Genomic DNA, 21,101 nt, shown 5'->3' on the forward strand with positions numbered 1-21,101 from the left:
GTGGATCGGCGGGATTCGTGGTTAAGGGTGTCGCTCCGGCGACTCGCGGTCGTCACCGCCGGGAGCGCGGAGCGCGGAGCGGGGGACGCTGTGGCCGCCGCGGCCTAGACGAGGTCCGCGACCGCTTGCGGCCTAGACGAGGTCCGCGACCGCTTGCGGCCTAGACGAGGTCCGCGACCGCCGCGATCACGGCGTCCTCGACGGCGTCACGCTCGCCCGACAGGAACTCGATCGTACCATCGCGGACGCTCGCAGCCGTGACGTCCGCGTCGGGAGCGATCTCCGCGGCATCCGCGGCGACGTCGCGGACGGAGAGGTCCGCCGTCGACCGCAGGTACAGCTCGTCGGTGCCGATGCCGAGGGTGACGGACTCGCCGTCCACCTCGCGCGTCCGCCGGTGAAGCGTCTCGATCAGCAGCGCGGTCGGCGGGAAGTCGTAGCGGTGGGTGTAGGCATCGGTGTCGAGGACGGTGAACCGGACGCCGTCGACGTTCTCGGTGTGGAGGTTCTCCCGGGCCGTGGCCAGCTCGGTCCCGAGCTTCTCGCGGAACTGCTCGGAGACGTGGGCCGCCAGGTCGCCCGCGTCGTCGAACAACAGGTCCTCGATGAGCTCGCGTTTGTCCTCGTAGGACTGGTAGTACGCTTCAAGCGCGATCGCCTCCCGAAGCTCGGCGACGCGGTCGGCATCGTAGCCGGCACCGGCGGCGAGCTCGGCGTAGTCCGCCGGCGCGTCCTCCCAGTAGCTCACGGCCGGGAGGTGGCGTAGATCATCGTGAACGTCCCCGTTGACGGTCGCTGCCAGCGAGGCCGTCAAGGCCCCCGTCGAGAGATCGCCGTCGACGTCGGCGAGCTCGGGCGAGACGAGCGTGTCGACGGACTCGCGGGTCTCCGGATCCGCGACTGTGCCGTCGATCACGACCGACGCGGCGTCGTAGACGTCGAGCAGCCCGATCCCGTCGGCGGACTCCACGGTCGATCCGGTGCCCACGAGGACGAAGAGGGGAAGCTTCTCGTCGTGTCGATCGCGGTCCTGCAGCATCCGGGTGACGTCCGTGGTCGCGTCGTCCATCTCGTAGACGGACCCCTCGAGCGGGCGTCGGGTGAAGTAGTGATAGACCGCGTCGCGCTTGGCGTGTTCGTCGCGGATGAGCGGCAGCGTCGCGCGTTCGATCGCCGCGCCGGCGACGTAGCCGTCCGCCGTGGCGGGGTGACGGACCACGATCGGACGGGACTCGAGGACGGCGCGGCGGATCGCCTCCGCCGCGTCGAGGACGTCGTCGGTCAGGGCCGTGACGGCCCCGTCATCGACGAGCGCGTCGAGGTCGTCCGGGCGTGCGCGTTCGGAGAGCGCCTCGGCGAGGCGACGCTCGACCGTCTCCGCCGCCGCACCCTCGAGGACGGCCAGGCCCTCGGTCTCGACCTGGATCTCCTCGCGCCGGCGCTCGACCTCGCCGTCGATCCGAACGACGTCGCCGAGCTCGACGCCCGGGTACGCTCGGACGCCCGCCTCGACGAAGGCGGCGACGTCGACGACGCCGGTCTCGTCGCGAACCTCGAAGACGGTCGGCCCGCCGGTCTGACGCACGCTGACGACCTCGCCCTCGATGCGGACCGGTTCCGACACCAGCTCGCCGAGCGTCTCGATCGGAACGCGGTCGTACTCCGCGGTCGGTGCGGGCTCGTCCGCGTCGTCGGCCACTTCTTCGTCGGCCGCTTCTTCGTCGGCCGCTTCTTCGTCATCGACCGCCTGGTCGACGTCGGTGGGTTCTCCAGCCGTGGCAGCTTCTTCCGTCCCGGGCTCCTCGACGTGAGCGGTCGTCTCGGCAGCGTCGGCGGTTTCCTCGGTCTCGGCTCCCTCGTCAGCAGTCGAGTCCTCGGCAGCGTCGGCGTCGGTCGCCGCGGCTACCGTGCCGTCACCGCCGTGCCCGTTTCCCTCGTGGGTCCCGTCGGTCGGCGCTTCGGCCGGCTCCGAGTCTGCCTCGGCGTCCGCCGATTCGTCCTCGTCGGCCTCGGGCAGCCGCGAGGTCCCGTCCTCCTGGACGAGCGTCCCGCGGAACTCCCGCATCGACTGGCGGATCGACCACCCGAGATCGACGTTCCCGTTGTCGCGGACGTTCTTCACCTGGACGAAGACGGTGTCGCCGGGCTCCCACTCCAGCGACTCGAGCCGCTGGTCGAGCTCGGAGCGGTGCAACAGCCCGGTGACCCCGGGCGCGAGGTCGACGAAGACGCCGAAGTCGGCGTAGCCGTCGACGGTGCCGCGGTAGAATCGGTTCGAAACGAGTTCGTGCGGGCCGTTCCCGCGAAAGTCGAACACGACGTCCTCCTCGTGGGAGTCGCAGATGCGACCGTCCACGGAGGCGCCGCAGATGATACAGGATCCCATTTGTTGTCGTAGAAACCCTCCCGCCTAAAACGGTTGTCGAAAGCCGGCCGGCGTTGGGAGCTTTCGGTAGCCGCGCCGGATGGCGGAGGAATCGTCCGGATCGGCGGTTACCAGCCCGTCAACGTCCGGAACGCGAACAGCGACCGGTAGCCGAACCCGAATCCGACGAGCGCCGGTGGGAGGGTGGCGAGCAGACTGCGGGGCCAGGACAGGCCGTGGATCCGGCGAAGCCCGATCGCGAGCAGCGTCGTCGCGTAGATCGCACACGCGACCCGAAGCGCCGGGAGCGGCGGTCCGGCGACGGCGAACGGGGCCGAGGCGTATGCGACGACCTGTACCGTCTCGCTCACGCCGCCCCGGTCCGCGGTCCCGATCGAACCGTCCGAGGTTCGCCGCAGGCTCGCGACGATGGCCGCGATCACTCCCGCGACCGCGGTCAGGTGGAGCCCGACCGGCGCGGCCAGTACCCCGACGAGAACCAGGGTCACCGCGGCCGAGACCGTGTCCGAGCCGACGATCCCCGGGATCGCGCCCGGATCGGCGAGGAACCAGCCGGCGGTGAACGCCATCGCAACGGCCATCGCGAACGTCAGTCCCGGCGCCTGGTCGCCGGGGCTCACGCCGTTCCGGAAGAACCGTCCCGGCCGCAGGAGGACCTCGATCCACGCCCGCACTAGCCCGCGCGGGCCGCGGTCGCGCCCGCCGGCCGGGTTCTCGATCCACGTGGTCACGGCTCCCCGTTGGACCGGTGCGCGTAGAACGGTTGCGATCGACCGCGGGAACCGGGTATCGGTTATCGGAGCCGGCTCAGCGACGATGCGGACGGACGGACGTTAGTCGTCGGCACCCTCGGCGGTTGCGTCGGCCGCGCCGTCGGCACCGGCGCCACTCTCCCCGCCGGGCGTCAGCTCGGAGATGGTTTCGCCGAGCCCGCCCTCACCGCCGCCGAACGACCGGATGGCGTCGTGGATCTCGCCCACGAAGTCGGGCACGGCACCCGGTAGGTCGGCCGGCGGGCCGGCGAGCGCGAGGGTGTCCACCAGATCGGTACTCCAGGTCGCCAGCAGCGTCGGGTCGGTTTCGAACATTGCGACTCGGGGTAGTGGCCGGGGGATAATGAGGGGTGGAAGTCGTAAACCCGTTTTTGGCCGAATTGCGGCGATTCAACCGCTGTAGAGTGTGTTTTAATTCGGATTAACGGTTCCGCCGGCGGCACGAACCGGTCGTCACGTCCACCGGTCGAGGCCGGTCTGGGTGATCGACTCCTGGATGCGTTCGAACCCCCGCTCGACCTCGTTCGGATCGACCTCCCACTCCTCGGTCACGTAGCGGCGGGCCGCCTCGAGATCGGGATCGAGCGTCGTATCGAGCGCGTAGTCATCGCGGACCGGGGGATCGAGGAAGAGGTTCCGAATCGCGACCGCGTCGGGAATGCTCTCCCCGCGCGCCTCGAGGACCCCCCAGAGGTCGCCGTGCTCCTCGACCTCCGAGACGGCCGTCTTCGGACCGATCCCCGCGATCCCCTCGTTGAAGTCGGTGCCACAGAGCATCGCGACGTCGACGAGCCCCTCGCGCGTCAGGCCGAGTTCCTCGAGGGTCGCCTCGAGTTCCATCAGCTCCGGGGTCCCCTTGCTGGTGAGCTGCCGGAGCGTGGCGGGGGCCCCGAACAGCAGCGTGTCGTAGTCCTCGCTGCCCGCGTAGTCGACGTCGCCGACCGCATTCATATGGGCACACTGTGCTTCGCCCTCCGCCGGCGCCTCGACGATGGGCACGTCGAGGTGCTCGAGCAGGCCGCGCGTCGTCTCCTGGATGACGTCGGTTAACCGCTGTGTTCGCGCCTCAAGCCGCGCGGCTTCGACCGCGTCCCCGCGTTCCTCGGCCGCCGCGAGGCGCTCCTCGGCCGCCTCCCGCTTCTCCCGCCGGTCGGCGATTTCCCGGGTTTTAAAGTCAGTTACCTCGCCGTCGAAGACGAAGACCGGCACGATGTCGTGTTCGAAGAACTTCGGCAGTCCCTGGACGATTCCCACGAGGTTCGCGACCTCCGTCCCCTCGGCGGTCGTGTAGACGCCGTCCCGCGTCCACTTGACCGTCGTCGTCAGGTACCGGTACAGCCAGTTGTGCGCGTCCACCGCGACGACGCTCCCCTCGATGTCCGCGAACTCGACGTCGCGGATCGACGCCAGCGAACGCAGGTCGGCGTTTCCCATCGTTCGGAGTTCGTCGACGCGACGACTTAAAAAGCCCCCTCGACCAGCGGCGGCGGATCGCCGCCACGCCGGTCCGCAAGGAACGACGCCTCCGGCTCCCCGCGATCGCGCTCCCGATAGACGTCCAGCCCCGCCCGATACGTCTCGGCGTCGCGGTCGGCCGGCGCGTCGACGGGCCGCTCGAGAACCAGCTCCGCGACCCCGGTCTCCCGGCCGGTGAACGCGAAGCCGACCTTATAAAGCGCCTCGTAGGCGAACGGGTTGTTCACGCCGATCCGGATCCGGTCGACGGCGTCGGACTCACGGTCGCGAACGCGCCGTCCCAGCTCGGCGATGAGCCGCGGACCAAGTCCCTCCCCGCGTCGTGCCGTGTGCACCGACACGTATCGGATCCACAGGGTGCTCGGATCCGTCCGATCCGGGTTGAACGCGACCGCGGCGACGACGTCCTCCGCGAGGGAGGCGGTTTCGGCGTCGGCATCCGGCCGCGGAGCCGGGTCGGGGCGCGACGGATCGGGATGCCAGTCCGGGGCGACTGCATTCGGCGTTTCCGCTCGGAGCACGGCCACGCCGGTCCCCGAGGTCGCGAACTTGCCGGCGTAGCTGAACGCCCGGTAGTCGAGCCGGAGCGTCGGGTCCTCGTCGGGCCAGCCGAGCAGTTCGAACTCCATCCTGCGTTGCGCTTCGCGCGGGACGCCCTTGAGCGTGACCGTCGTAATCGGGCGTGACCGTCGTCATACCGGTTTGGGCGTGACCGTCGTCATACTGGTCGCGGGGTCGGATACCGTTCTTACAGACCGATACCGAGGATGATCGACGCTCCGAAAAGCAACACGAGCAGGAACCCCATCGAGAGGAGTACGCCGACAACGATCAGCAGCGGATTGCCGTCGGACGAGTACGTTCCACCGACTTGCCTGCGGGAGTTCGTGATGATCCGTCGAACGTGAAACGGAGCCACGATATGTGCAAGCAGCCCGAAATGAGCAGTAAAGAAGCAAAGAGCCGCAATACCCGTCTTGCCGACCAAATAGTACGCTGCTGGCGGGTAGACGAGCGCGACCAGCGTCGTGGTGTTCTTGCCGCGTGCAGCCACCTTCTGTAGTTCATACTGCTGATACTCGTTCAGTTGCCCGGACGCTTCCGAACTCATAGCTATGCCCGCTATGCGGTAACATATAAATCCAACGTCATTTACTATCCGATATCATATATGATCGGGGTCACCGAGCGGCGGGATTGACGAAGCCGAGGAAGCTCCGGATCAGGACGGAAGCCGCCCGGCCCGTTTCAGGACGGAAGCCGCCCGGCCCGTTTCAGGACGGGAGCCGCCCGGCCCGCGCGAGACCGGCGAGCACGGACAGGGTGACGAGGAGGCCGATCGCGGCCGTCACGAACACCGCGTCGTAGGTGTAGCCGCGCTCTATCAGGCTGCCCAGAACCGCCGATCCGACCGATTGCGACAGCATCCAGATGGAGCTGAACACGGCGTAGGCGCTCCCCCGGGTCGAATCCGGCAGCGCGGTCAGGACGTAGGCGTCCGTCGCCGGGAAGATGGCGTGGATGACGAACCCGATGGCGGCGGAGATCACGGCGAACGCGAGGAGGCCGTCGGCGGCGACCAGCGCCAGAAGGCTTGCCGCGAAGGCGCCGCCGATGCCCAGCAGCATCGGGACCGACGGCAGCCGATCGACCACCTCGCCGGCGACGACGAAGGCCGGAACGCCGGCCGCGAAGACGATCGTCAACATCGTGGAGGCCGCGGCCGGCGAGAGCCCGCGGGACCGCATATAGAGCTCGTAGAAGTTGAACACGCCCTGCCAGACGAAGACGGCGACGCCGGCGAGGCCCAGCGCGGCGAGGATGATCCGCCACTCCGAGCGCGCCCCAGCGATGAGCGATCGGTCCGCCGCGCCCGCGGCGGGCATCTCGGTCGCGCGAGCCTGAATCGCGGTATAAACGGTCACCACGGCGGCCCCGACGGCGATCGTCCAGATCGCGTACCGCCAGTCGATGCCCACCCAGACGGCGACGAGGGGCGCCGCCGCCACGGCGGCCAGTTGGGTCGCCCCGCCGTGAATCCCCATCACGCGACCGACCCGGCTCGGGAACAGCTCGCTCAAAAGCGGGTTCGCCGCGACGAAGTACGCGCCGGAGGCGGCACCCATGAAGAACGCCCCGACCATCAGCTGCGGGACGGTCACGGCCCCGCCGGTGAGCGCCGCCGACGCCGCGAGGATGCCTCCCGAAACGAGGACGAGATAGTGCCGCGGAACGCGCGTGAGAAGCCACCCGGCCGGGAGCCGGAGGGATGCGCTGCCGAGCCACGTGAGCGTCACGATCAGCCCCGCAGTCGCCTCGCCGATGCCGAACTCGGCGATGAAGACGTTCAAAAGCGGCGCGAAGACGACTCTCGCGAGGTTGAGGAAGAAGACGAGCCCGCACAGCGAACCCAGGAGGCGACGGCGGCTCACGGCGACCGTTTCACCGGGGGCGAGTCAAGCGTTCCGAATTCGGCTCGTGGGGGCTGTGGATCCGGTCCGTAAGCGGAAGATCCGCAAGCCGCGAGAGCTGATCTGCAAGCGGCGAGCGGCGATCCTCAATCGTCGAGCGGCAGTGCGGGCTCGGCCGGCGCGGACTCGAGGGGCACCGGTTCGACCCGCTCTCGATCGCCCTCGTCCTCCGGATCGTCGCCATCGCCGCCGCCGTCGCTGCCCGCCGAGGCGTTCTCGACCGACCCGGCCTCGTCGATCACGTATCGCTGGCCGACCATCGGGTCGAGCAGCGCGTCCACGGGCGCGTAATCATCCCGGAGGATCGGCGCGTCGCCGACGTCCTCCTCGACGCGGTAGTCGTCGATCTCGGCGGACAGGTCGATCCCGATGTCGCGGCGCGCGTTGCGGTCCCGAAGGGTCTCCTCGGTCACGACCGCGGCGTCCTTCGTCGCGACCATCTCGATGTTCTGAATGATGCCGCTGCCGCCCGCGGTCGGGAACGAGTAGACGTTGGGGTAGACGGCGTCCATCGTGGCGTACTCCGCGCGGTAGAACCGCGAGGCCGGACCGCTGGGCGCGGAGATGACGTTCGCGAAGACCATCCCGTCCTCGCTCAGGCGGTCGTTGGACAGCTCCATGAACTCCCTGGTGGTGAGCTGGAAGGGGACCTTGTCCTTCTTGTAGGCGTCCAGGACGATCAGGTCGTAGGTCTCGTTCGTGTTCCGGAGGTATCGCCGGCCGTCGTCGTTGTGGATCCGCAGCTGCTCGGACTCCTCGACGGCGAAGTAGCGCTTCGCGACGTCGATCACCTCGGGGTCGATCTCGACGACGTCGACGGTGGCGTCGTACTCCTCGACGAACCGTTTCGGGCCGGTGAACCCGCCGCCGCCGATGAACAGGACGCGATCGATGTCGTCGGGATCGTCGGCGAAGAGGTACGGCAGGTGGAAGTACCGCGTGTACGAGAACACGTGTCGGTTCGGATCCGACAGGTCCATCGCGCTGTGGCGCTGGCCGTCGAGGTAGAGGGTCCGCGTGTCGCCGCTGTCGATGACCTCGAGCTGCTGGTAGGGCGTCTGCGTCTGGTAGACGACCTGCCCCTCGGGGGCGACGCCGGCCGCGCCGCTGGAGAACGCCGCCACGAGGACGACGAGGACGCCGACGACCGCGAGGATCGAGTCCCGCGAGGGCGACGGCAACAGCAGGACGGCGGCGGTGGCGACGAGCAGCAGCCCGAAGACGAGCCCGATCGCGTCGACGCCGAGGCTCGGGATCAGGAAGTAGGTCGTGCCGAACGCGCCGACGATGCTGCCGATCGTTCCGACCGCGTAGACGTGGCCCGAGGCCCGGCCGAGCCCCTCCTTCCGGGAGAGTTCAGCCCCGTAGGGGCTGATGAACCCGAGCAGGTACGTCGGCGGGCCGAACAACAGGACGACCGCGGGCAGCGACGCGACCCGGCTCGGCAGGGGGAACGCCACCGTCGAGCGCAACAGCAGGTCGCCGGCGAACACGAGCAGCGCGACCCAGACGGCGGTCCCCAACAGCAGCCGCGCCAGCCGCCGCTCGGTCGCCTCCTCGGTCGCGAGCTTTCCCCCGCGGTGGTAGCCGGCGCTCAGCGCGGCGAGGAAGACGCCGATGATCGTCCCCCACGTGTAGATGCTGCTTCCGAACTGCGGGGCGATGATCCGGCCCGCGAGGATCTCGAGGCCCATACTCGCGACGCCCGAGACGAACACCGCCGCCTCGGGTTTGCTCACGCGGCCGTCGAGAACCGCCGCCGGAGTCGACACCGGGGAGGGATCAGCCATTACCGTCGGTCGGGTGCGGATCGTGTTAAGGGTTGGCGACGGGGTGATCGGTTCCCCGGCCGCGCCCACGCGTCCAGACCCCAACATCCGGAACGCCTTTTTCGGCGTATCGCCCACTTCGGGGTATGACCACACGGACGGCGCGATACCGATGACCGAGGACGGGGTCCTCACCGTTCGACCGATCGCCGAACTCTCGCCCGACGACCGGCGCGCGTTCTTCGAGCGCGACGCCGGAATCGGGGCGATCCGCGACGACGTCCGGGACATCGTCGATCGCGTTCGAACCGAGGGCGACGTCGCCATCCGGGAGTTCGCCGAGGCCTTCGACGACGTCTCGGTCGGCAACATCGACGTCACCGACGCGGCCGAGCGAGCACACGCCGAGCTTGATGACGCCGCCGACCCCCGACTGGACGCGATCCGCGAGGCGGCCGCGAACGTCCGTGCCTTCCACGAGCGGCAGGTCCCGGAGGACTCCCGTGAGACCGTCGACGGGCGCGAGCTCGGCCGCCGCTTCCGGCCGATCGAGCGCGCGGGCGTATACGTTCCCGGCGGCACCGCGGCGTATCCCTCGAGCGCGCTTATGGGCGTCATCCCCGCGACCGTCGCCGGCGTCGACCACGTCGCGGTGGCGACCCCGCCGGCGGACGAGATCAACCCGGTCACCCTCGCGGCCATCCACGAGGCCGGCGCGGACGCGGTCTATCAGGTCGGCGGCGCGCAGGCGATCGCCGCGCTCGCGTACGGCACCGAGACCGTGACCGGCGTCCAGACGGTGGTCGGCCCGGGCAACCGTTGGGTCACGGCCGCGAAGGCCGAGGTCCGCGGCGACGTCGAGATCGACTTCCTCGCCGGCCCGAGCGAGATCCTCGTGCTCGCGGACGGGAGCGCGGATCCCGCGTTCGTCGCCGCGGACCTGCTCGCACAGGCCGAACACGACTCGAACGCCTCCGTGGTCGCGGTGACCGACGACGAGGCCATCGCGGAGGCGATCGTCGAGGCGATCGACTCCGGGCTCGAGGGACGCGAGCGCGCGGACACGATCCGCGACGCCCTCTCTGCTGACGCCTCCGGCGTCCTCCTCGCCCGGTCGATGTCGGAGGCAGTGCTGTTCGCCGAGGAGTACGCTCCCGAGCACCTCTCGATCCAGGCCGACGACGACGAGGCGCTGCTCGACCGGATCACGAACGTCGGATCCGCCTTCCTCGGCCCGTACTCGCCGGTGGCGGCGGGCGATTACGCCGCCGGACCGAACCACGTGCTCCCGACCAACGGCGGCGCGAAGCGCTACGGCGGACTCTCGACGGAGACGTTCCTCCGGTCCTCGACCGTGCAGCGGCTCGACCGCGACGCGCTCGCGGACCTGTCGGACACGATCACGACGCTCGCGGAGGCCGAAGGGCTCGAGGCCCACGCCGAGAGCGTCCGAAGGCGGTTGGACTAGGAGGCTGCCTGCCCGTCGGCTTCGTCCTCGGCTTCGTCACCGCTCTCGTTTTCGAGCCGCCGTTCGGCCTCGTCGCGGTCCTCGGGGTAGCCGACGTCGATCCGCCAGCCGTCCAGGCCGATCGCGTCGATCGTCCGGCCCGACTGGATCAGCAGGTCGATCGCGTCCGAGAGCTCGTACTCGCCGCGGTCGGAGGGCTGGGTGAGGTGGCACGCATGGAAGATCGCGGGCGTGAACGTGTAGAAGCCGGTCATCACCAGGTTGCTCGGCGGGTCGTCCGGCTTCTCGATCACGTCCGTGATCTCGCCGTACTGGTTCGTGTCACAGACGCCGTACCGGGAGGCCTCCTCCCAGGGGACCTCCTCGACGAGAAACGCGGCGTCCGCGCGATCCTCGCGCTGGCGACGGACCACGTCCTCGAGGTTCGCCTCGAAGACGTTGTCGCCGAGGATGAGCATGAAGTCGTCGTCGATGTGCTCCTCGACGGTGAGCAGCGCGTGCGCGAGCCCCTTCGCTTCCCGCTGGTGAGCATAAGTGATCGGGACGCCCTCGTAGGCGTCGCCGTAATGGTCGATGATGACCTCCTTTTTATACCCAACAACGACAACGAGCTCGTCGGCGCCCAACTCGATGAGCTCGTCGAAACAGTGCGTCAAAATGGGAACGCCGGCAACCTCGACCATCCCCTTCGGTTTGTCGTCCGTCAGCGGACGCAGTCGGGTCCCCTGGCCGGCCGCGAGCACGACTGCCTTCATGGTCCGTGGATCGGTCGGTTCGCTTAAATATCTTCTTCAGTCCGGCTGGTGACCCCGAACGAGGCGGCCGGACTGCAGCGTCTCGAACCGCCCGAACCGTCGGCGGACGCCGACGTGCTGCTCACGGTCGGACCCGTCGACGGAACACTCTTGACTCGCCGGCGTCCTTCGACGGGTATGCACGTCACCGTCGTGGGCAGCGGCTACGTGGGCACGACCCTCGCCGCCTCGCTCGCCGACCTCGGCCACACGGTCACCGCGATCGACATCGACGAGGAGGTCGTCGAGACCCTGAACGCCGGCGCCGCGCCGATCCACGAGCCCGGGCTCGAGGAGTTGATCGCCGAACACGCCGGCGACCGCCTCTCGGCCACGACCGACTACGCGGCGATCCCGGACTCCGACCTGACGTTCCTCGCGGTCCAGACCCCCTCGACCCCGGACGGCTCGCTCGATCCGACGGCCCTCGCTGCCGCGACCGAGATGGCCGGAGCGGCGCTTGCAGCGGACGTGGACGAACCGGTCGCGGACGGGGACGGCACGACCCCGACCGATCCGGTGCCCCATCCCGTGGTCGTTAAGAGTACGGTGACGCCGCCGGCGCTGGCCACACTTCGCGGGGCGCTCGCGGACGGCGTCGGTGGCGACGGCTCGAGCGCCGGGCCGGCGATCGCCGAGCTGGCTACGAACCCGGAGTTTCTGCGGGAGGGGACTGCAGTCTCCGACTTCCGGGATCCGGACAAGCTCGTGTTCGGAACCGACTCGGCGAGCGCACTCGACCGCCTCGAGGAGCTGTACGCACCGCTTGTGGCCGAGACCGACGTGCCGGTCGTCCGGACCGACCCGGAGACCGCGATGATGATCAAGTACGCGAACAACGCGTTTCTGGCGGCGAAGATCTCGCTCGTCAACGACCTGGGGAACGCGTGCAAGGAGTTCGGGCTCGACGCCTACGAGGTGATGGACGCGATCGGGCTCGACGACCGCATTTCAGAACGGTTCCTCCGGTCCGGAGTGGGGTGGGGCGGAAGCTGTTTCCCCAAGGACGTCGACGCGCTCCGGGCGGCGTCCCGAACGGCGGGATACGATCCGGCCCTCCTGAACGCCGCGGTCGAGGTGAACGACCGCCAGCCCGAGCGACTGCTCGAGCTCCTGGATGCCCACGTCGACGTCGCGAACGAGCGCGTGGCGGTCCTCGGACTCGCCTTCAAACCAGGAACGGATGACGTCCGAAACTCACGAGCGATCCCCGTGATCGAGGGGCTCCGCGAGCGCGGCGCCGACGTCGTCGGCTACGATCCGGTCGCGACCGAGACCATGCGCGAGCGATTCCCCGACCTCGAGTACGCCGCCGACGCCGCCGCGGCGCTCGCGGACGCAGCCGCGGCGATCGTGGTGACCGATTGGGACGAGTTCGCGACCCTCGACGCCGAGTTCGACGCGATGGCCGACCCAGTGGTGATCGACGGGCGGCGGATCGTCGAGCGCCGCGAGGGACTCACGTATGAGGGGCTGACGTGGTGACCGGTCGGCGGAGCGGGCAGCGACCGGCCCGCGGCGGAGATGGCGATGATGGAACCGATCGCGAAACGCCTGATCGCGGTCGCCCGCGCTAGTCGCCGTCGATCGCCTCCCGATCCGGATCCGAGTCGGAGTTCGATCCGGACGGGTTCTCACGGGATCCGGAGAGATGGTCCCAGATCTCCGTGCAGCCGGCGCCGACGGGTACGTCGCGAAGGTGGTCCGTTTCGCCCCCGTCGTCCGTTTCGCTCCCGTGAGAGTCGTCCTCCTGCTTCCCGCGACGGTCCGTTCGGATCGTCTCATTGGCGGCGGGCTCCTCGCCCGCATCCGAATCGTTCATCGATCGCCAGTCGGGGCTCCGGAGCGTTAACTGTTGGCACGGTCCGGTGATCACCGCAGCTGTATTATCAACGCCCAACGAACGACGACGATCGGCGTCACGTAACCGTACCACGACACGGTGAGTACGGATCGGAACACTCCGTGGGATCGCGGATGAAGCCGGTGCACAAGACGTCGATGCCGTCTGGGACTGGATCGATGGAAACGCGTGGGTAATGAGGAGCGATCAGAGCCCTCCTTCCATGGTTCGTTTCAAGCGAAACGACACGAACCGGCCGCTTTCGAGACCTACGACAGCTCTTGCAGTACTGTTGGTATTCTCAGTCACCGCCACTCACTACAGTCAATGGTATCATACGGACGTATACAGATTATCCAACCTTTCAATATTATGTCTACTAATTGTCTATTATGTTATGGGATGGATTCCAGCGATACCGTGGTGCTATACTGACTACAGATGTGTATAAATATCACTGGCATAGGATTTCAACAGATCCGATACTTGTTTCACCCTCTGTATTTCGTGTCCCCCTTGTCACAAGTTGCGGGAGAGTCAAGACCGGCCACGATCCGTGTATTTCCCATATGCAGCACGAGCCCAAAACAGCTGGTTGCAGACGAAACGGTCGCTCAGAGCTGCTACCGAACGTAAAGGATTGCAGATGTTCGTTACTCGGAGCCGAACATCTGGCGCATCATCGGATGCATCTCCATCAGCTGCTCCTCGGCGATCTCCTCGTAGAGCTTGTAGGTGATCGAGACCGCAAGCAGCAGTCCGGTTCCGGAGACGCCGCCGACGGTGCCGAGCATGTTCGCCATCACGGCCAGCAGCCCGACGAGCGCGCCGCCGATGACGGTGACCTGCGGGATGTACCGCTCCATCACCTTCTCGACGACCTGCGGGTTGCGACGGAACCCGGGGATCTGCATCCCGGAGTTCTGGATCTGCTGGGCGGTCGCCTCCGGGCCCATCCCGGTGGTCTCCACCCAGAAGATGGCGAAGATCGCCCCGCCGACGATCATGAACGTCAAGTCGATCGCGATCCGGATCGCGATCATCCACGGCTCCGCGGCGGTCTCGCCGAGGAACCACATCCACTGTTGGGGCTGTTGGATCGGGTTGACGTAGTAGAAGAACCCGGAAACGGGCTGGCCCTGATCGCCGTAGACGCCGAGCCAGGCGGGCATCCCCTGCCACGTCCGGTTGAGGATCTGCCCGAGGAACTGGACGTTCGCCTGCAGCGCGCGAACGAGGATCATCGGGAGGACGGACGCGTAAATGAGCTTCACCGGGAAGCGTCCCCGAGCCCCCTTCACACGGGCGTGTGAGAGGGGGATCTCGACGCGGACCGACTCCGCGTACACGACCACGACGAAGATGAACACCGTGGTGAACAGCGCGAGGAGGTTCCCGGGCTCGAAGAGGAGACTCTGGAGTCCGTCGGCCGTGAAGACCGACCCGATCGTCAGATCTCCGAAGAGGATCCCGTACCAGCCGGCGAAGAAGCCGACCTGCCCCAGCGCCGACCAGCTGAAGAACCCGCCGACGATCTGCTGGCTGACCGCGGCGATGATGAACAGCCCGACGCCGGACCCGACGCCCCACTTGCTGACGATTTCGTCCATGAACAGGATGAGCACGCCGCCGACGAACACCTGCGCGAAGATGATCAGCTGTACGGCGAAGGTGCTGATCCCGAGCGCGTTCGCGACCGTCGTATCGACCGGCAGGAAGTTCCCCGTAAAGACCATCGGCGCGGCCGTCAGGGCCGTGACGATGAACACGAGCAGCTTCTGGAGGCCCTGATAGAGGACCTGGTCGCGGGGGTCGTTCGTGTCGAGGCCGAGCAGGTTCGCGCCGCCAAGCAGCTGCAAGACGATCGACGCCGTGACGATCGGCCCGATGCCGACCTGCAGCAGCGACCCGTGTTCGCCGGCCAGTATCGACCGGAACTGGCCGAAGAAGTCGCTGCTCTGCCCGGCGGCCAACCCGAACGGGTTGATGTTGGTGAGGAAGAAGTACACCATCAGGATCGCGGCCGTCCACGCCAGCTTCCGCTTGAACGGGACGTGGCCCTCCGGACGCCGGACCGTCGGCATCCGCGTGAGCACTGGTTCGGCGGCGTCCTTCCAGCTCATGGTTACGCGTCGTCGTCCTCGGCGTCTGATGTGTCTTCTGGTTCGGCTTCCGCGGCGCGCTCGGAGAGGACGGCCTCGCCGCCCGCCTCCTCGATCAGCTCACGCGCGCCGGCGGTGAAGGCGTCGGCCGTCACGCGGAGCTGCCCGCGGACCTGGCCGCCGCCGAGCACCTTGACGACGTCCGCCTCGTGGCCGTCCTCGGCGACGTCACGGGCGTCGATGACGACCGCGTCGCCGTCCTCCTCGGCGAGGCCGTCCGCGACGTACAGCGCCGCGTCCTCGTCGAGCTTCTGAACGGTCACCTCTCGAACGTCGTCCTGTGCGCCGTCGGGACGCTTGAAGCCGTACTTCCCGAGCGGTTCGTAGTTGTGATACTCGTGTTTCGACCGCCCGGCAGCGCCGCGGCCGCCACGGTGACCGGCGCCACGCCGGTTCTTGTGGGTGCCGCCGCCGTGGGTTCGGGACCCGCGCTGTCGGTTCTTCTTGTCCGTCATCGCATCGCCTCCAGCAGCGAATCGATCTCCTCGGTCGAGTGTCGGCCGAGCTCGCCGCCCTCGACCACCGGATGCTTCACGCCGTCGTGGCCGCCCCGCGGCGGGTGGAGCCGGACGGCCGGCGAGAGACCCTGATCGCGCAGCGTCGTCTCCTCGGCGACGAGCGCGTCGGCGAGCGACGCGACGTCGTCGTAGTCGGTGTGCTCGGCGACCCACTCGTCGTCGACGTCCGCCGATCCCTCGAGGGGCTCGCCGCGACGCTCGAGCGTCGTCGTGACCGCCTCGTGGCTCGGTTCGCCGAACGCGACGAAGTCGTTGACCTTGGTGATCATCCCGCGGTACGTGTCGGTCTCCGGGACGAACGTGGCGTGGTTGACGCGACCGATGTTGAGCATCTCGAGGGTGTCCTTCACCTCGTAGTTCATGTTCACGTCGCCACGCAGTTGCACGATCGCCTGCATCACTCGCTCACCTCGTCGTAGTGGACCTCGCGTGCGTGCTGGGGGGTTCGCGACTGCGCCGCGTTCTCCAGCGCGTTGAACGTCGCCTTCGCGAGGTTGACCGTCGTTCGCGTGTTGCCGTTCGAGCTCGTCCAGGCGTCCTGCACGCCGGCCAGCTCGAGGATGTGTCGAACCGTCGGGGCGGCGGCGAGGCCGAGCCCCTGCGGAGCGGGCTTGATCTCGACGGTGACCGAGCCGGCCTTCCCCTCAGCACGCCGCGTCAGGGAGTTCGTGCCGCCTGGCTGGTCCTCCCACGACCCCGAGCCGCGGTCGACCTTGATCACGTTCAGCTTCGCGACCTCGATCGCCTTCTGGATCGCGCCGCCGACCTGCTCGTCGCGGGCCTGCGCGTACCCGAGATAGCCGTCGCGGTTCCCCACGACGACGACGCACCGGAACTTCACCCGGCGCCCCGAGTCGGTCATCCGCTGTACCATGTTGATGTCGAGGACCTCGTCCTCCAGCCCCGGCAGGAGCTGGTCGACGAGTTCGGGTTCCTTGAGCGGGAGCCCGGACTGCAGCGCCTGCTCCATCGAGGAGACCTCGCCCTCCTGTACCTTGCGGCCGAGCCGCGTTCGCGGTTCCCAGCCGTCGTTGTTTCTACTCATAGTCCTCCTGGATCGTGGCGAGCACGTCGTCGAAGTGCTCGGGTAGTTCGGTCGCGTCGAAGTCCCCGCTGTAGAGCGGCTCGTCGAGCTGCTCGGCGTACTCGGCGATGTGCTCGCCGCGATTGCGCGACCAGTCGGCCAACACGCTCTCGCTGTGGGGGATCTCCAGCCCCGCGTCGATCGCTCCTTCCTGTACTGCGAACACCTTGTTGCCGGGCGTCGCCGTGTTGAGACCGATGTCGAGGACGGCTTCCTCGAAGCCGTCCGCAACGGCGCGGCCGCCGAGGAGGTACCCCGTGAGGTACGCGCTGGGAAGGTTCCCCGTCGGAGCCTCCCAGCCGTACGCATCGAGGTCCTCGCTCGAGGACGCGACGTGGGTCTCATCGCCGTTCGGTCCGGGGGTAACCAGCTGCGCCCTGACGTGAGCGTTGCTCACCCGGGCGACCAGGCGAGGCTTGCCCGATTTCAGCAGGCGCAACCTCTGGTGGTAATCCGTCCGAACCTCGCGACGACGGCGCATCGGCACCGTGTATCGTGGTCCTGTTGCCATCAGTCGCTCACCTCGTATCCGTACTGCGTTTCGATGTACGCCTCGAGCCGAGCGACGTCATCGAAGTCGCCGCCGCTGGCCTTGTTATACAGCGTCCGATACTCCGAGGGGTCGAGGACCTCCTCCTCGTCTCGAAGCTCCTTGAGGCGCGCGCGCTGTGCGCGGATGCGCGCCATCCAGTCCTCCTTGTCGCTCTTGCGAGCGCCGGATTTCCCCTTCCGGGAGCCGGCGCCGGTGCGGTGGCCGTACGAGCGCTTCGCGTCGCGCTCACGGGCTCGACCGCGGGAGTTGGACGTGGCGTCCGTGGCGCGGATCGTGCCCTGGTCGATCAGGTCACGAACGTCCTCGCGCGTGATCGCGTCGGCGATCTCCTCCTGTGCCTCGGGGTCGAACCAGACGCGGCCCTTGCCGACGTCGAGTTCGTCGGCCGCGAGCCGCTTCTGTGCGCTCAGGTCCGTCATTCTTCGACCTCCACTTCGACGTAGGTCGGGTTGAGCACGCGGATCTCCTCCTGCTCGGCGACCTCCTCGATCCGCTCACGCTTGCGCGCGCCGACCGAGCCGGCGATGCGGACCGCCTGGGTGTCGCCGTCCACGCCCTCGAGGTCGTCCGTGTTGTGCACGCGGACCTCCTCGAAGCCGCTCGGGTGCAGGCCACGGGCCGCGGTCGGCGAGCGGAAGCCCGCCTCGACGGTGTCGCCCTTGCCTTTGATTCCGCGGCGCTGTTTCGAGAGGTTGCCGCGGGGTTTCCGCCAGGAGGTGGGAACGCGCTTCTTCTTGTGGTAGTCCTGCCGGTTGAACTGCGGCTTGCCCTCGCGGTGTTTCTGTGCCAGCGAGCGCGCCGTCTCGTCGTCGAGATCCGGCGTCTTGTCGGCGTGACCCCGGGGGCGCAGTTCGGTTTCGACGTCCTCGTCGGCCTCCGCAGCCGAGTCCTCGTCCGTCTCCTCCGCTATTTCGGCTTCCGTTTCCGAGTCAACCTCGAGCCCGCCGACGTCGGCTTTGATACGCGCGGCGAGCGCGTTGCCGACGCCGTCGACCTCGGCCAGCTCGGACTGGGAAGCGGCCTTCACGTCCTCGACGGTCTCGTAGCCGGCCGCGCGAAGCGCGTCCGCCTTCGAGGGACCGACGCCGCTGATGTCCTCGAGTTCGTCTACCATTTAGACGCCACCTGCCGTGGGTTTCTCGACGATGTACACGCCGTCCTGGAAGACGCGCGTGTCCTTGTCGGAAACGCGTGTGAGCTGTTCGATGTCGGCGGCGGTCTGTCCGACGTCCTCCTTGGAGGGGCCGGAGAGCGTGATCTCCTCGCCGTCGACCTGTACGTCCGTGTCGCCGCGGACCGGCGTCCGTCGGGCCGCCTTCTCACCGAGGAAGTTCTCGATGACCACGTCGTCGCCGTCCACCGTGACCTGCATCGGGAAGTGGGCGTAGAAGACCTCCATCCTGTACTCCCAGCCCTCGGTCACGCCGTGGACCATGTTGGCGACGTGGCTCTCGAAGGTGCCGACGGTCGCGTTCGTCTTCGCGTCCTCGGCGTCGGCCGCAATGACGACCGCGCCGTCCTCGACCGTGACCTCGACGTCGGGGTACCACAGGCGGCGCGTGACGCTGCCGTTGGGACCCTCGACGGTGAGGTCGAGATGGTCGATATCCGCGGAGACGTCGTCCGGAATGTCGATTTCGACTCTGTTCATGGTTTAGTATACGTATGCGATCACTTGGCCACCGATGCCCTGATCGCGGGCCTCGTAATGGCTCATCACGCCGTGGCTCGTCGTCACGATGAGTGCCCCGTAGTCACGGGCGGGGAGGAATCGTTTCTCCCACTTCTCGAACTCGTCGGCGCCCGCCGAGTAGCGGGGCTTGACGACGCCACATTCGTTGATCGCGCCTTTCAGTTCGACCTCGAAGCGTCCCGACTTGCCGTCGTCGACGAACTCGAACTCGTCGACGTACCCGCGGTCGTAAAAGACCTCGAGGACGGAGCCGATGACGTTGGAGGCGGGCTCTACCGTGTACGACAGATGTCCGACCCGCTCGGCGTTGTCGAGTCCGGCGAGCGCGTCGGAGAGTGGATCGTTGCCTGCCATCGTTAGCTGTACTTCCTGAATCCCATGTCTCGGGCGACCTCGCGGAAACACTGCCGGCAGAGGTTGATGTCGTACTTCCCGACGAGCCCCTGCTTGCGGCCGCAGCGTCGGCACTCGACCTGCTGGCTCGTACGCTTGGCGGCGTGTTCGCCCGTTTCCTGTTCGGTTTCTGTCTCTGTCTCGCTCATTCTTCGACCTCCACCTCGAAGGTGGATTCGAGGAACTCCCGCGCGTCGGCGGGCGTCATCCGGTGGGACGACGGAATCGATCGCGTGACCGTGTCCCGCTTGGCGACGCGGTACCCCGGTCGAACGATCGTTACCGTGACGTCGAGCCCGTAGATGCCGACGTTCGGGTTGTACTCCTGGCTCGGGAAGTCGGTGTGGTCGTCGACCCCGAAGCTCAGGTTGCCGCGGTCGTCGAACTGCGAACTCGAGAGCTCGGTCAGTTCGAGCGCGGTCTCGAGGAACGCCTCCGCGTCCTCGCCGCGGAGCGTCACCTTGGTTCCGATCGGGTCGCCCTGGCGGATGTCGAACTCGCCGACGGTCCGCTTCGCCGTCGTGCGGACCGACTGCTGCTCGGTGATCGCCTCGATGATCTCCTCCGCGTCCGCGAGGGGTTCACCGCCCTCGCCGACGCCCATGTGGACGACGACCTTCTCGATGTAGGGCTCGCGCATCTCCTGTGCGGCGCTCATTCCCCGTCACCTCCGGTGAAGTTCTCGTCGATGACGACGACGTACTCCTCGATCGTCTCGTAGGCGTCGTCGTCGGTCGCGACGGTGACGGCGTTGTCGCCGGAGCCGAGCGTCACGTCGATCGTCTCGATCGTGCCGATCTGGCCGGCGTGCTGGCCGGCGACCGCGGTCACGAGCGCGCCCTCCTCGTAGACGAAGTGGGCGACGATATCCTTCGACTCGTTGTCGACGACGATCGAGTCCTTCGGGCTGTACTGGTCCGCCGCGTCGGCGTCGAGATGCAGCGTCGTGCCGTCGTGCAGCGTGAGCTGGACGTCGCCGCCGTTCACCGTCGTCTTGGCGACGATCTTCCCGAGACGGCCGTCGGCGGCGTCCGCGTCGATCGGCGTCAGCGCGAGCCGACCGCCCTCGTCGGGGAAGACGCGGTAGTACTCCTCGCGTTCGGCGAACGCCAGGATGTCGAACATCCCGATCGGCCGCTCCTCGTCGGAGACGGCGTCGCCGTTCACCAACACGGAATCCTGATTGAGCGCGTAGCGCGCCTCCTTGCGGGTGTCCACGTACTCGAGGACGTCCCGCAGCAGGATCAGAAGCGGCACGCCGGACTCGCCGTGCGGGCCGGCACCCGCCTTGACGGTGAACGTGTCCGTCTTGCGTTCGACCGGCCAGGAGTTCGGTACTGCCAGTCGTTTCTGATGGTTCGTCATTCGTTATCCTCCCGGAGCCGCGCCTCGCGGCGGTCGTCCTCCAGGTCCAGGTCCGTCACTCGGACGTTGCTCGCCGGAAGCGGGCGAGGAACCTCCTCGCCGTCGGACTTCTCGACGGTGACCTCCTCGACCGTGATGGTCTCGGCGCGGAGGTCGACGTCGACGACCTCGCCCTCCTCGCCGGCGTGGTCGCCGCGCAGGATCTCGACCGTATCGCCCGCGTTGACGCGGACGTTCCGCTGGTCGTACTCCTCGCGGAGCTCGTCGGTGAGCGTCGCCCGAACCCGTCGCTGCCGCTCGTGGAGCGGGGCGTTCTCCGTCTGATTTCGTTGTTTGCGTGGCTGTCGCGTCAT

Annotated in this window: 25 protein-coding genes; 2 read left to right on the forward strand and 23 right to left on the reverse strand. The window is 67.8% G+C overall.

The features are described 5' to 3' along the window. Positions 1 to 160: 160 nt before the first annotated feature. The 8 genes from CPZ00_RS02565 to CPZ00_RS02600 all read right to left on the reverse strand — a co-directional run bounded on the left by CPZ00_RS02565 (position 161) and on the right by CPZ00_RS02600 (position 8,896). Entirely contained in the window at positions 161 to 2,386 is a 2,226-nt protein-coding gene (locus tag CPZ00_RS02565; RefSeq protein ID WP_096389403.1) for a DHH family phosphoesterase, read from the reverse strand. Between the two features lie 107 nt (positions 2,387 to 2,493). After that, entirely contained in the window at positions 2,494 to 3,117 is a 624-nt protein-coding gene (locus CPZ00_RS02570) for a YIP1 family protein (protein WP_096389406.1), read from the reverse strand. 102 nt (positions 3,118 to 3,219) lie between these two features. Continuing rightward, positions 3,220 to 3,474, reverse strand: coding sequence for a hypothetical protein (locus CPZ00_RS02575; protein WP_096389409.1), 255 nt, complete (start codon positions 3,472 to 3,474; stop codon positions 3,220 to 3,222). Positions 3,475 to 3,612: 138 nt separating this feature from the next. Then, complete coding sequence (gene fen / locus CPZ00_RS02580; RefSeq protein ID WP_096389412.1) at positions 3,613 to 4,593, reverse strand: flap endonuclease-1; 981 nt, start codon at positions 4,591 to 4,593, stop codon at positions 3,613 to 3,615. Positions 4,594 to 4,619: 26 nt separating this feature from the next. After that, a complete protein-coding gene (locus CPZ00_RS02585) occupies positions 4,620 to 5,264 on the reverse strand; it encodes a GNAT family N-acetyltransferase (protein ID WP_096389415.1) in 645 nt (214 codons plus the stop codon). 119 nt (positions 5,265 to 5,383) lie between these two features. Continuing rightward, positions 5,384 to 5,746: a hypothetical protein gene (locus tag CPZ00_RS02590; RefSeq protein WP_096389419.1), complete on the reverse strand. Its 363-nt coding sequence runs from the start codon at positions 5,744 to 5,746 to the stop codon at positions 5,384 to 5,386. A 163-nt stretch (positions 5,747 to 5,909) separates the two neighbouring features. After that, positions 5,910 to 7,067, reverse strand: coding sequence for an MFS transporter (locus CPZ00_RS02595; protein ID WP_096389421.1), 1,158 nt, complete (start codon positions 7,065 to 7,067; stop codon positions 5,910 to 5,912). A gap of 125 nt (positions 7,068 to 7,192) precedes the next feature. Further along, positions 7,193 to 8,896: a spermidine synthase gene (locus tag CPZ00_RS02600; RefSeq protein ID WP_096389423.1), complete on the reverse strand. Its 1,704-nt coding sequence runs from the start codon at positions 8,894 to 8,896 to the stop codon at positions 7,193 to 7,195. 151 nt (positions 8,897 to 9,047) lie between these two features. Here CPZ00_RS02600 and hisD point away from each other — a divergent pair, with 151 nt between their 5' ends. Next, a complete protein-coding gene (gene hisD, locus CPZ00_RS02605; RefSeq protein ID WP_096389426.1) occupies positions 9,048 to 10,343 on the forward strand; it encodes a histidinol dehydrogenase in 1,296 nt (431 codons plus the stop codon). Here hisD and aglF read toward each other — a convergent pair. Then, positions 10,340 to 11,098 carry a UTP--glucose-1-phosphate uridylyltransferase AglF gene (gene aglF, locus CPZ00_RS02610; RefSeq protein ID WP_096389428.1) on the reverse strand — a complete coding sequence of 253 codons (759 nt, stop codon included), beginning with the start codon at positions 11,096 to 11,098 and terminating at the stop codon, positions 10,340 to 10,342. The genes hisD and aglF overlap by 4 nt on opposite strands. A 177-nt stretch (positions 11,099 to 11,275) precedes the next feature. Here aglF and aglM point away from each other — a divergent pair, with 177 nt between their 5' ends. After that, positions 11,276 to 12,622, forward strand: coding sequence for a UDP-glucose 6-dehydrogenase AglM (gene aglM, locus CPZ00_RS02615; protein WP_096391565.1), 1,347 nt, complete (start codon positions 11,276 to 11,278; stop codon positions 12,620 to 12,622). An 88-nt stretch (positions 12,623 to 12,710) separates the two neighbouring features. Here the strand turns inward: aglM and CPZ00_RS02620 are convergent, their stop codons facing one another. The 14 genes from CPZ00_RS02620 to rplX all read right to left on the reverse strand — a co-directional run bounded on the left by CPZ00_RS02620 (position 12,711) and on the right by rplX (position 21,101). After that, positions 12,711 to 12,959, reverse strand: a complete 249-nt coding sequence (locus CPZ00_RS02620) for a hypothetical protein (protein WP_096389431.1) — start codon at positions 12,957 to 12,959, stop codon at positions 12,711 to 12,713. A 674-nt stretch (positions 12,960 to 13,633) separates the two neighbouring features. Continuing rightward, the gene (gene secY / locus CPZ00_RS02625) at positions 13,634 to 15,103 is read right to left on the reverse strand and encodes a preprotein translocase subunit SecY (RefSeq protein WP_096389433.1); all 1,470 of its coding nucleotides are present in this window, start codon (positions 15,101 to 15,103) and stop codon (positions 13,634 to 13,636) included. Positions 15,104 to 15,105: 2 nt separating this feature from the next. Next, positions 15,106 to 15,597 carry an uL15m family ribosomal protein gene (locus CPZ00_RS02630; RefSeq protein ID WP_096389435.1) on the reverse strand — a complete coding sequence of 164 codons (492 nt, stop codon included), beginning with the start codon at positions 15,595 to 15,597 and terminating at the stop codon, positions 15,106 to 15,108. Next, positions 15,594 to 16,058: a 50S ribosomal protein L30 gene (locus tag CPZ00_RS02635; RefSeq protein WP_096389438.1), complete on the reverse strand. Its 465-nt coding sequence runs from the start codon at positions 16,056 to 16,058 to the stop codon at positions 15,594 to 15,596. Before CPZ00_RS02635 ends, CPZ00_RS02630 begins: the two co-directional genes overlap by 4 nt. Next, positions 16,058 to 16,705 (reverse strand): 30S ribosomal protein S5, encoded by a 648-nt coding sequence (locus tag CPZ00_RS02640; RefSeq protein WP_021074740.1) that lies wholly within the window; start codon positions 16,703 to 16,705, stop codon positions 16,058 to 16,060. The genes CPZ00_RS02635 and CPZ00_RS02640 overlap by 1 nt, the downstream gene beginning before the upstream one ends. Then, a complete protein-coding gene (locus CPZ00_RS02645) occupies positions 16,698 to 17,255 on the reverse strand; it encodes a 50S ribosomal protein L18 (RefSeq protein WP_096389440.1) in 558 nt (185 codons plus the stop codon). Before CPZ00_RS02645 ends, CPZ00_RS02640 begins: the two co-directional genes overlap by 8 nt. Beyond that, positions 17,255 to 17,716 carry a 50S ribosomal protein L19e gene (locus tag CPZ00_RS02650; RefSeq protein WP_096389443.1) on the reverse strand — a complete coding sequence of 154 codons (462 nt, stop codon included), beginning with the start codon at positions 17,714 to 17,716 and terminating at the stop codon, positions 17,255 to 17,257. Before CPZ00_RS02650 ends, CPZ00_RS02645 begins: the two co-directional genes overlap by 1 nt. Further along, complete coding sequence (locus CPZ00_RS02655; protein WP_096389445.1) at positions 17,713 to 18,411, reverse strand: 50S ribosomal protein L32e; 699 nt, start codon at positions 18,409 to 18,411, stop codon at positions 17,713 to 17,715. Before CPZ00_RS02655 ends, CPZ00_RS02650 begins: the two co-directional genes overlap by 4 nt. Next, on the reverse strand, positions 18,412 to 18,948 hold the full coding sequence (locus tag CPZ00_RS02660) for a 50S ribosomal protein L6 (RefSeq protein WP_096389448.1): 537 nt from the start codon (positions 18,946 to 18,948) through the stop codon (positions 18,412 to 18,414). A 3-nt stretch (positions 18,949 to 18,951) separates the two neighbouring features. Continuing rightward, complete coding sequence (locus tag CPZ00_RS02665; protein WP_021074745.1) at positions 18,952 to 19,344, reverse strand: 30S ribosomal protein S8; 393 nt, start codon at positions 19,342 to 19,344, stop codon at positions 18,952 to 18,954. A gap of 2 nt (positions 19,345 to 19,346) precedes the next feature. Further along, positions 19,347 to 19,532 (reverse strand): 30S ribosomal protein S14, encoded by a 186-nt coding sequence (locus CPZ00_RS02670; protein ID WP_096389450.1) that lies wholly within the window; start codon positions 19,530 to 19,532, stop codon positions 19,347 to 19,349. Next, on the reverse strand, positions 19,529 to 20,041 hold the full coding sequence (locus CPZ00_RS02675) for a 50S ribosomal protein L5 (protein ID WP_096389452.1): 513 nt from the start codon (positions 20,039 to 20,041) through the stop codon (positions 19,529 to 19,531). The genes CPZ00_RS02670 and CPZ00_RS02675 overlap by 4 nt, the downstream gene beginning before the upstream one ends. Beyond that, positions 20,038 to 20,748, reverse strand: a complete 711-nt coding sequence (locus CPZ00_RS02680) for a 30S ribosomal protein S4e (RefSeq protein ID WP_096389455.1) — start codon at positions 20,746 to 20,748, stop codon at positions 20,038 to 20,040. The genes CPZ00_RS02675 and CPZ00_RS02680 overlap by 4 nt, the downstream gene beginning before the upstream one ends. Then, positions 20,745 to 21,101, reverse strand: coding sequence for a 50S ribosomal protein L24 (gene rplX, locus CPZ00_RS02685; protein WP_096389456.1), 357 nt, complete (start codon positions 21,099 to 21,101; stop codon positions 20,745 to 20,747). The genes CPZ00_RS02680 and rplX overlap by 4 nt, the downstream gene beginning before the upstream one ends.

It is taken from the genome of Halopenitus persicus, from assembly GCF_002355635.1.
GTDB lineage: Archaea > Halobacteriota > Halobacteria > Halobacteriales > Haloferacaceae > Halopenitus > Halopenitus persicus_A.

Coding starts and splice junctions, on each gene's coding strand:
- CPZ00_RS02680 (WP_096389455.1), bottom strand. CDS start 20,748: ATGACGAACCATCAGAAACGACTGGCAGTACCGAACTCCTGGCCGGTC.
- CPZ00_RS02620 (WP_096389431.1), bottom strand. CDS start 12,959: ATGAACGATTCGGATGCGGGCGAGGAGCCCGCCGCCAATGAGACGATC.
- hisD (WP_096389426.1), top strand. CDS start 9,048: ATGACCGAGGACGGGGTCCTCACCGTTCGACCGATCGCCGAACTCTCG.
- CPZ00_RS02640 (WP_021074740.1), bottom strand. CDS start 16,705: ATGAGTAGAAACAACGACGGCTGGGAACCGCGAACGCGGCTCGGCCGC.
- aglM (WP_096391565.1), top strand. CDS start 11,276: ATGCACGTCACCGTCGTGGGCAGCGGCTACGTGGGCACGACCCTCGCC.
- aglF (WP_096389428.1), bottom strand. CDS start 11,098: ATGAAGGCAGTCGTGCTCGCGGCCGGCCAGGGGACCCGACTGCGTCCG.
- CPZ00_RS02645 (WP_096389440.1), bottom strand. CDS start 17,255: ATGGCAACAGGACCACGATACACGGTGCCGATGCGCCGTCGTCGCGAG.
- CPZ00_RS02665 (WP_021074745.1), bottom strand. CDS start 19,344: ATGGCAGGCAACGATCCACTCTCCGACGCGCTCGCCGGACTCGACAAC.
- CPZ00_RS02630 (WP_096389435.1), bottom strand. CDS start 15,597: ATGACGGACAAGAAGAACCGACAGCGCGGGTCCCGAACCCACGGCGGC.
- fen (WP_096389412.1), bottom strand. CDS start 4,593: ATGGGAAACGCCGACCTGCGTTCGCTGGCGTCGATCCGCGACGTCGAG.
- CPZ00_RS02675 (WP_096389452.1), bottom strand. CDS start 20,041: ATGAGCGCCGCACAGGAGATGCGCGAGCCCTACATCGAGAAGGTCGTC.
- CPZ00_RS02655 (WP_096389445.1), bottom strand. CDS start 18,411: ATGGTAGACGAACTCGAGGACATCAGCGGCGTCGGTCCCTCGAAGGCG.
- CPZ00_RS02590 (WP_096389419.1), bottom strand. CDS start 5,746: ATGAGTTCGGAAGCGTCCGGGCAACTGAACGAGTATCAGCAGTATGAA.
- CPZ00_RS02635 (WP_096389438.1), bottom strand. CDS start 16,058: ATGCAGGCGATCGTGCAACTGCGTGGCGACGTGAACATGAACTACGAG.
- CPZ00_RS02600 (WP_096389423.1), bottom strand. CDS start 8,896: ATGGCTGATCCCTCCCCGGTGTCGACTCCGGCGGCGGTTCTCGACGGC.
- CPZ00_RS02660 (WP_096389448.1), bottom strand. CDS start 18,948: ATGAACAGAGTCGAAATCGACATTCCGGACGACGTCTCCGCGGATATC.
- CPZ00_RS02650 (WP_096389443.1), bottom strand. CDS start 17,716: ATGACGGACCTGAGCGCACAGAAGCGGCTCGCGGCCGACGAACTCGAC.
- CPZ00_RS02575 (WP_096389409.1), bottom strand. CDS start 3,474: ATGTTCGAAACCGACCCGACGCTGCTGGCGACCTGGAGTACCGATCTG.
- rplX (WP_096389456.1), bottom strand. CDS start 21,101: ATGACGCGACAGCCACGCAAACAACGAAATCAGACGGAGAACGCCCCG.
- CPZ00_RS02670 (WP_096389450.1), bottom strand. CDS start 19,532: ATGAGCGAGACAGAGACAGAAACCGAACAGGAAACGGGCGAACACGCC.
- CPZ00_RS02565 (WP_096389403.1), bottom strand. CDS start 2,386: ATGGGATCCTGTATCATCTGCGGCGCCTCCGTGGACGGTCGCATCTGC.
- secY (WP_096389433.1), bottom strand. CDS start 15,103: ATGAGCTGGAAGGACGCCGCCGAACCAGTGCTCACGCGGATGCCGACG.
- CPZ00_RS02585 (WP_096389415.1), bottom strand. CDS start 5,264: ATGGAGTTCGAACTGCTCGGCTGGCCCGACGAGGACCCGACGCTCCGG.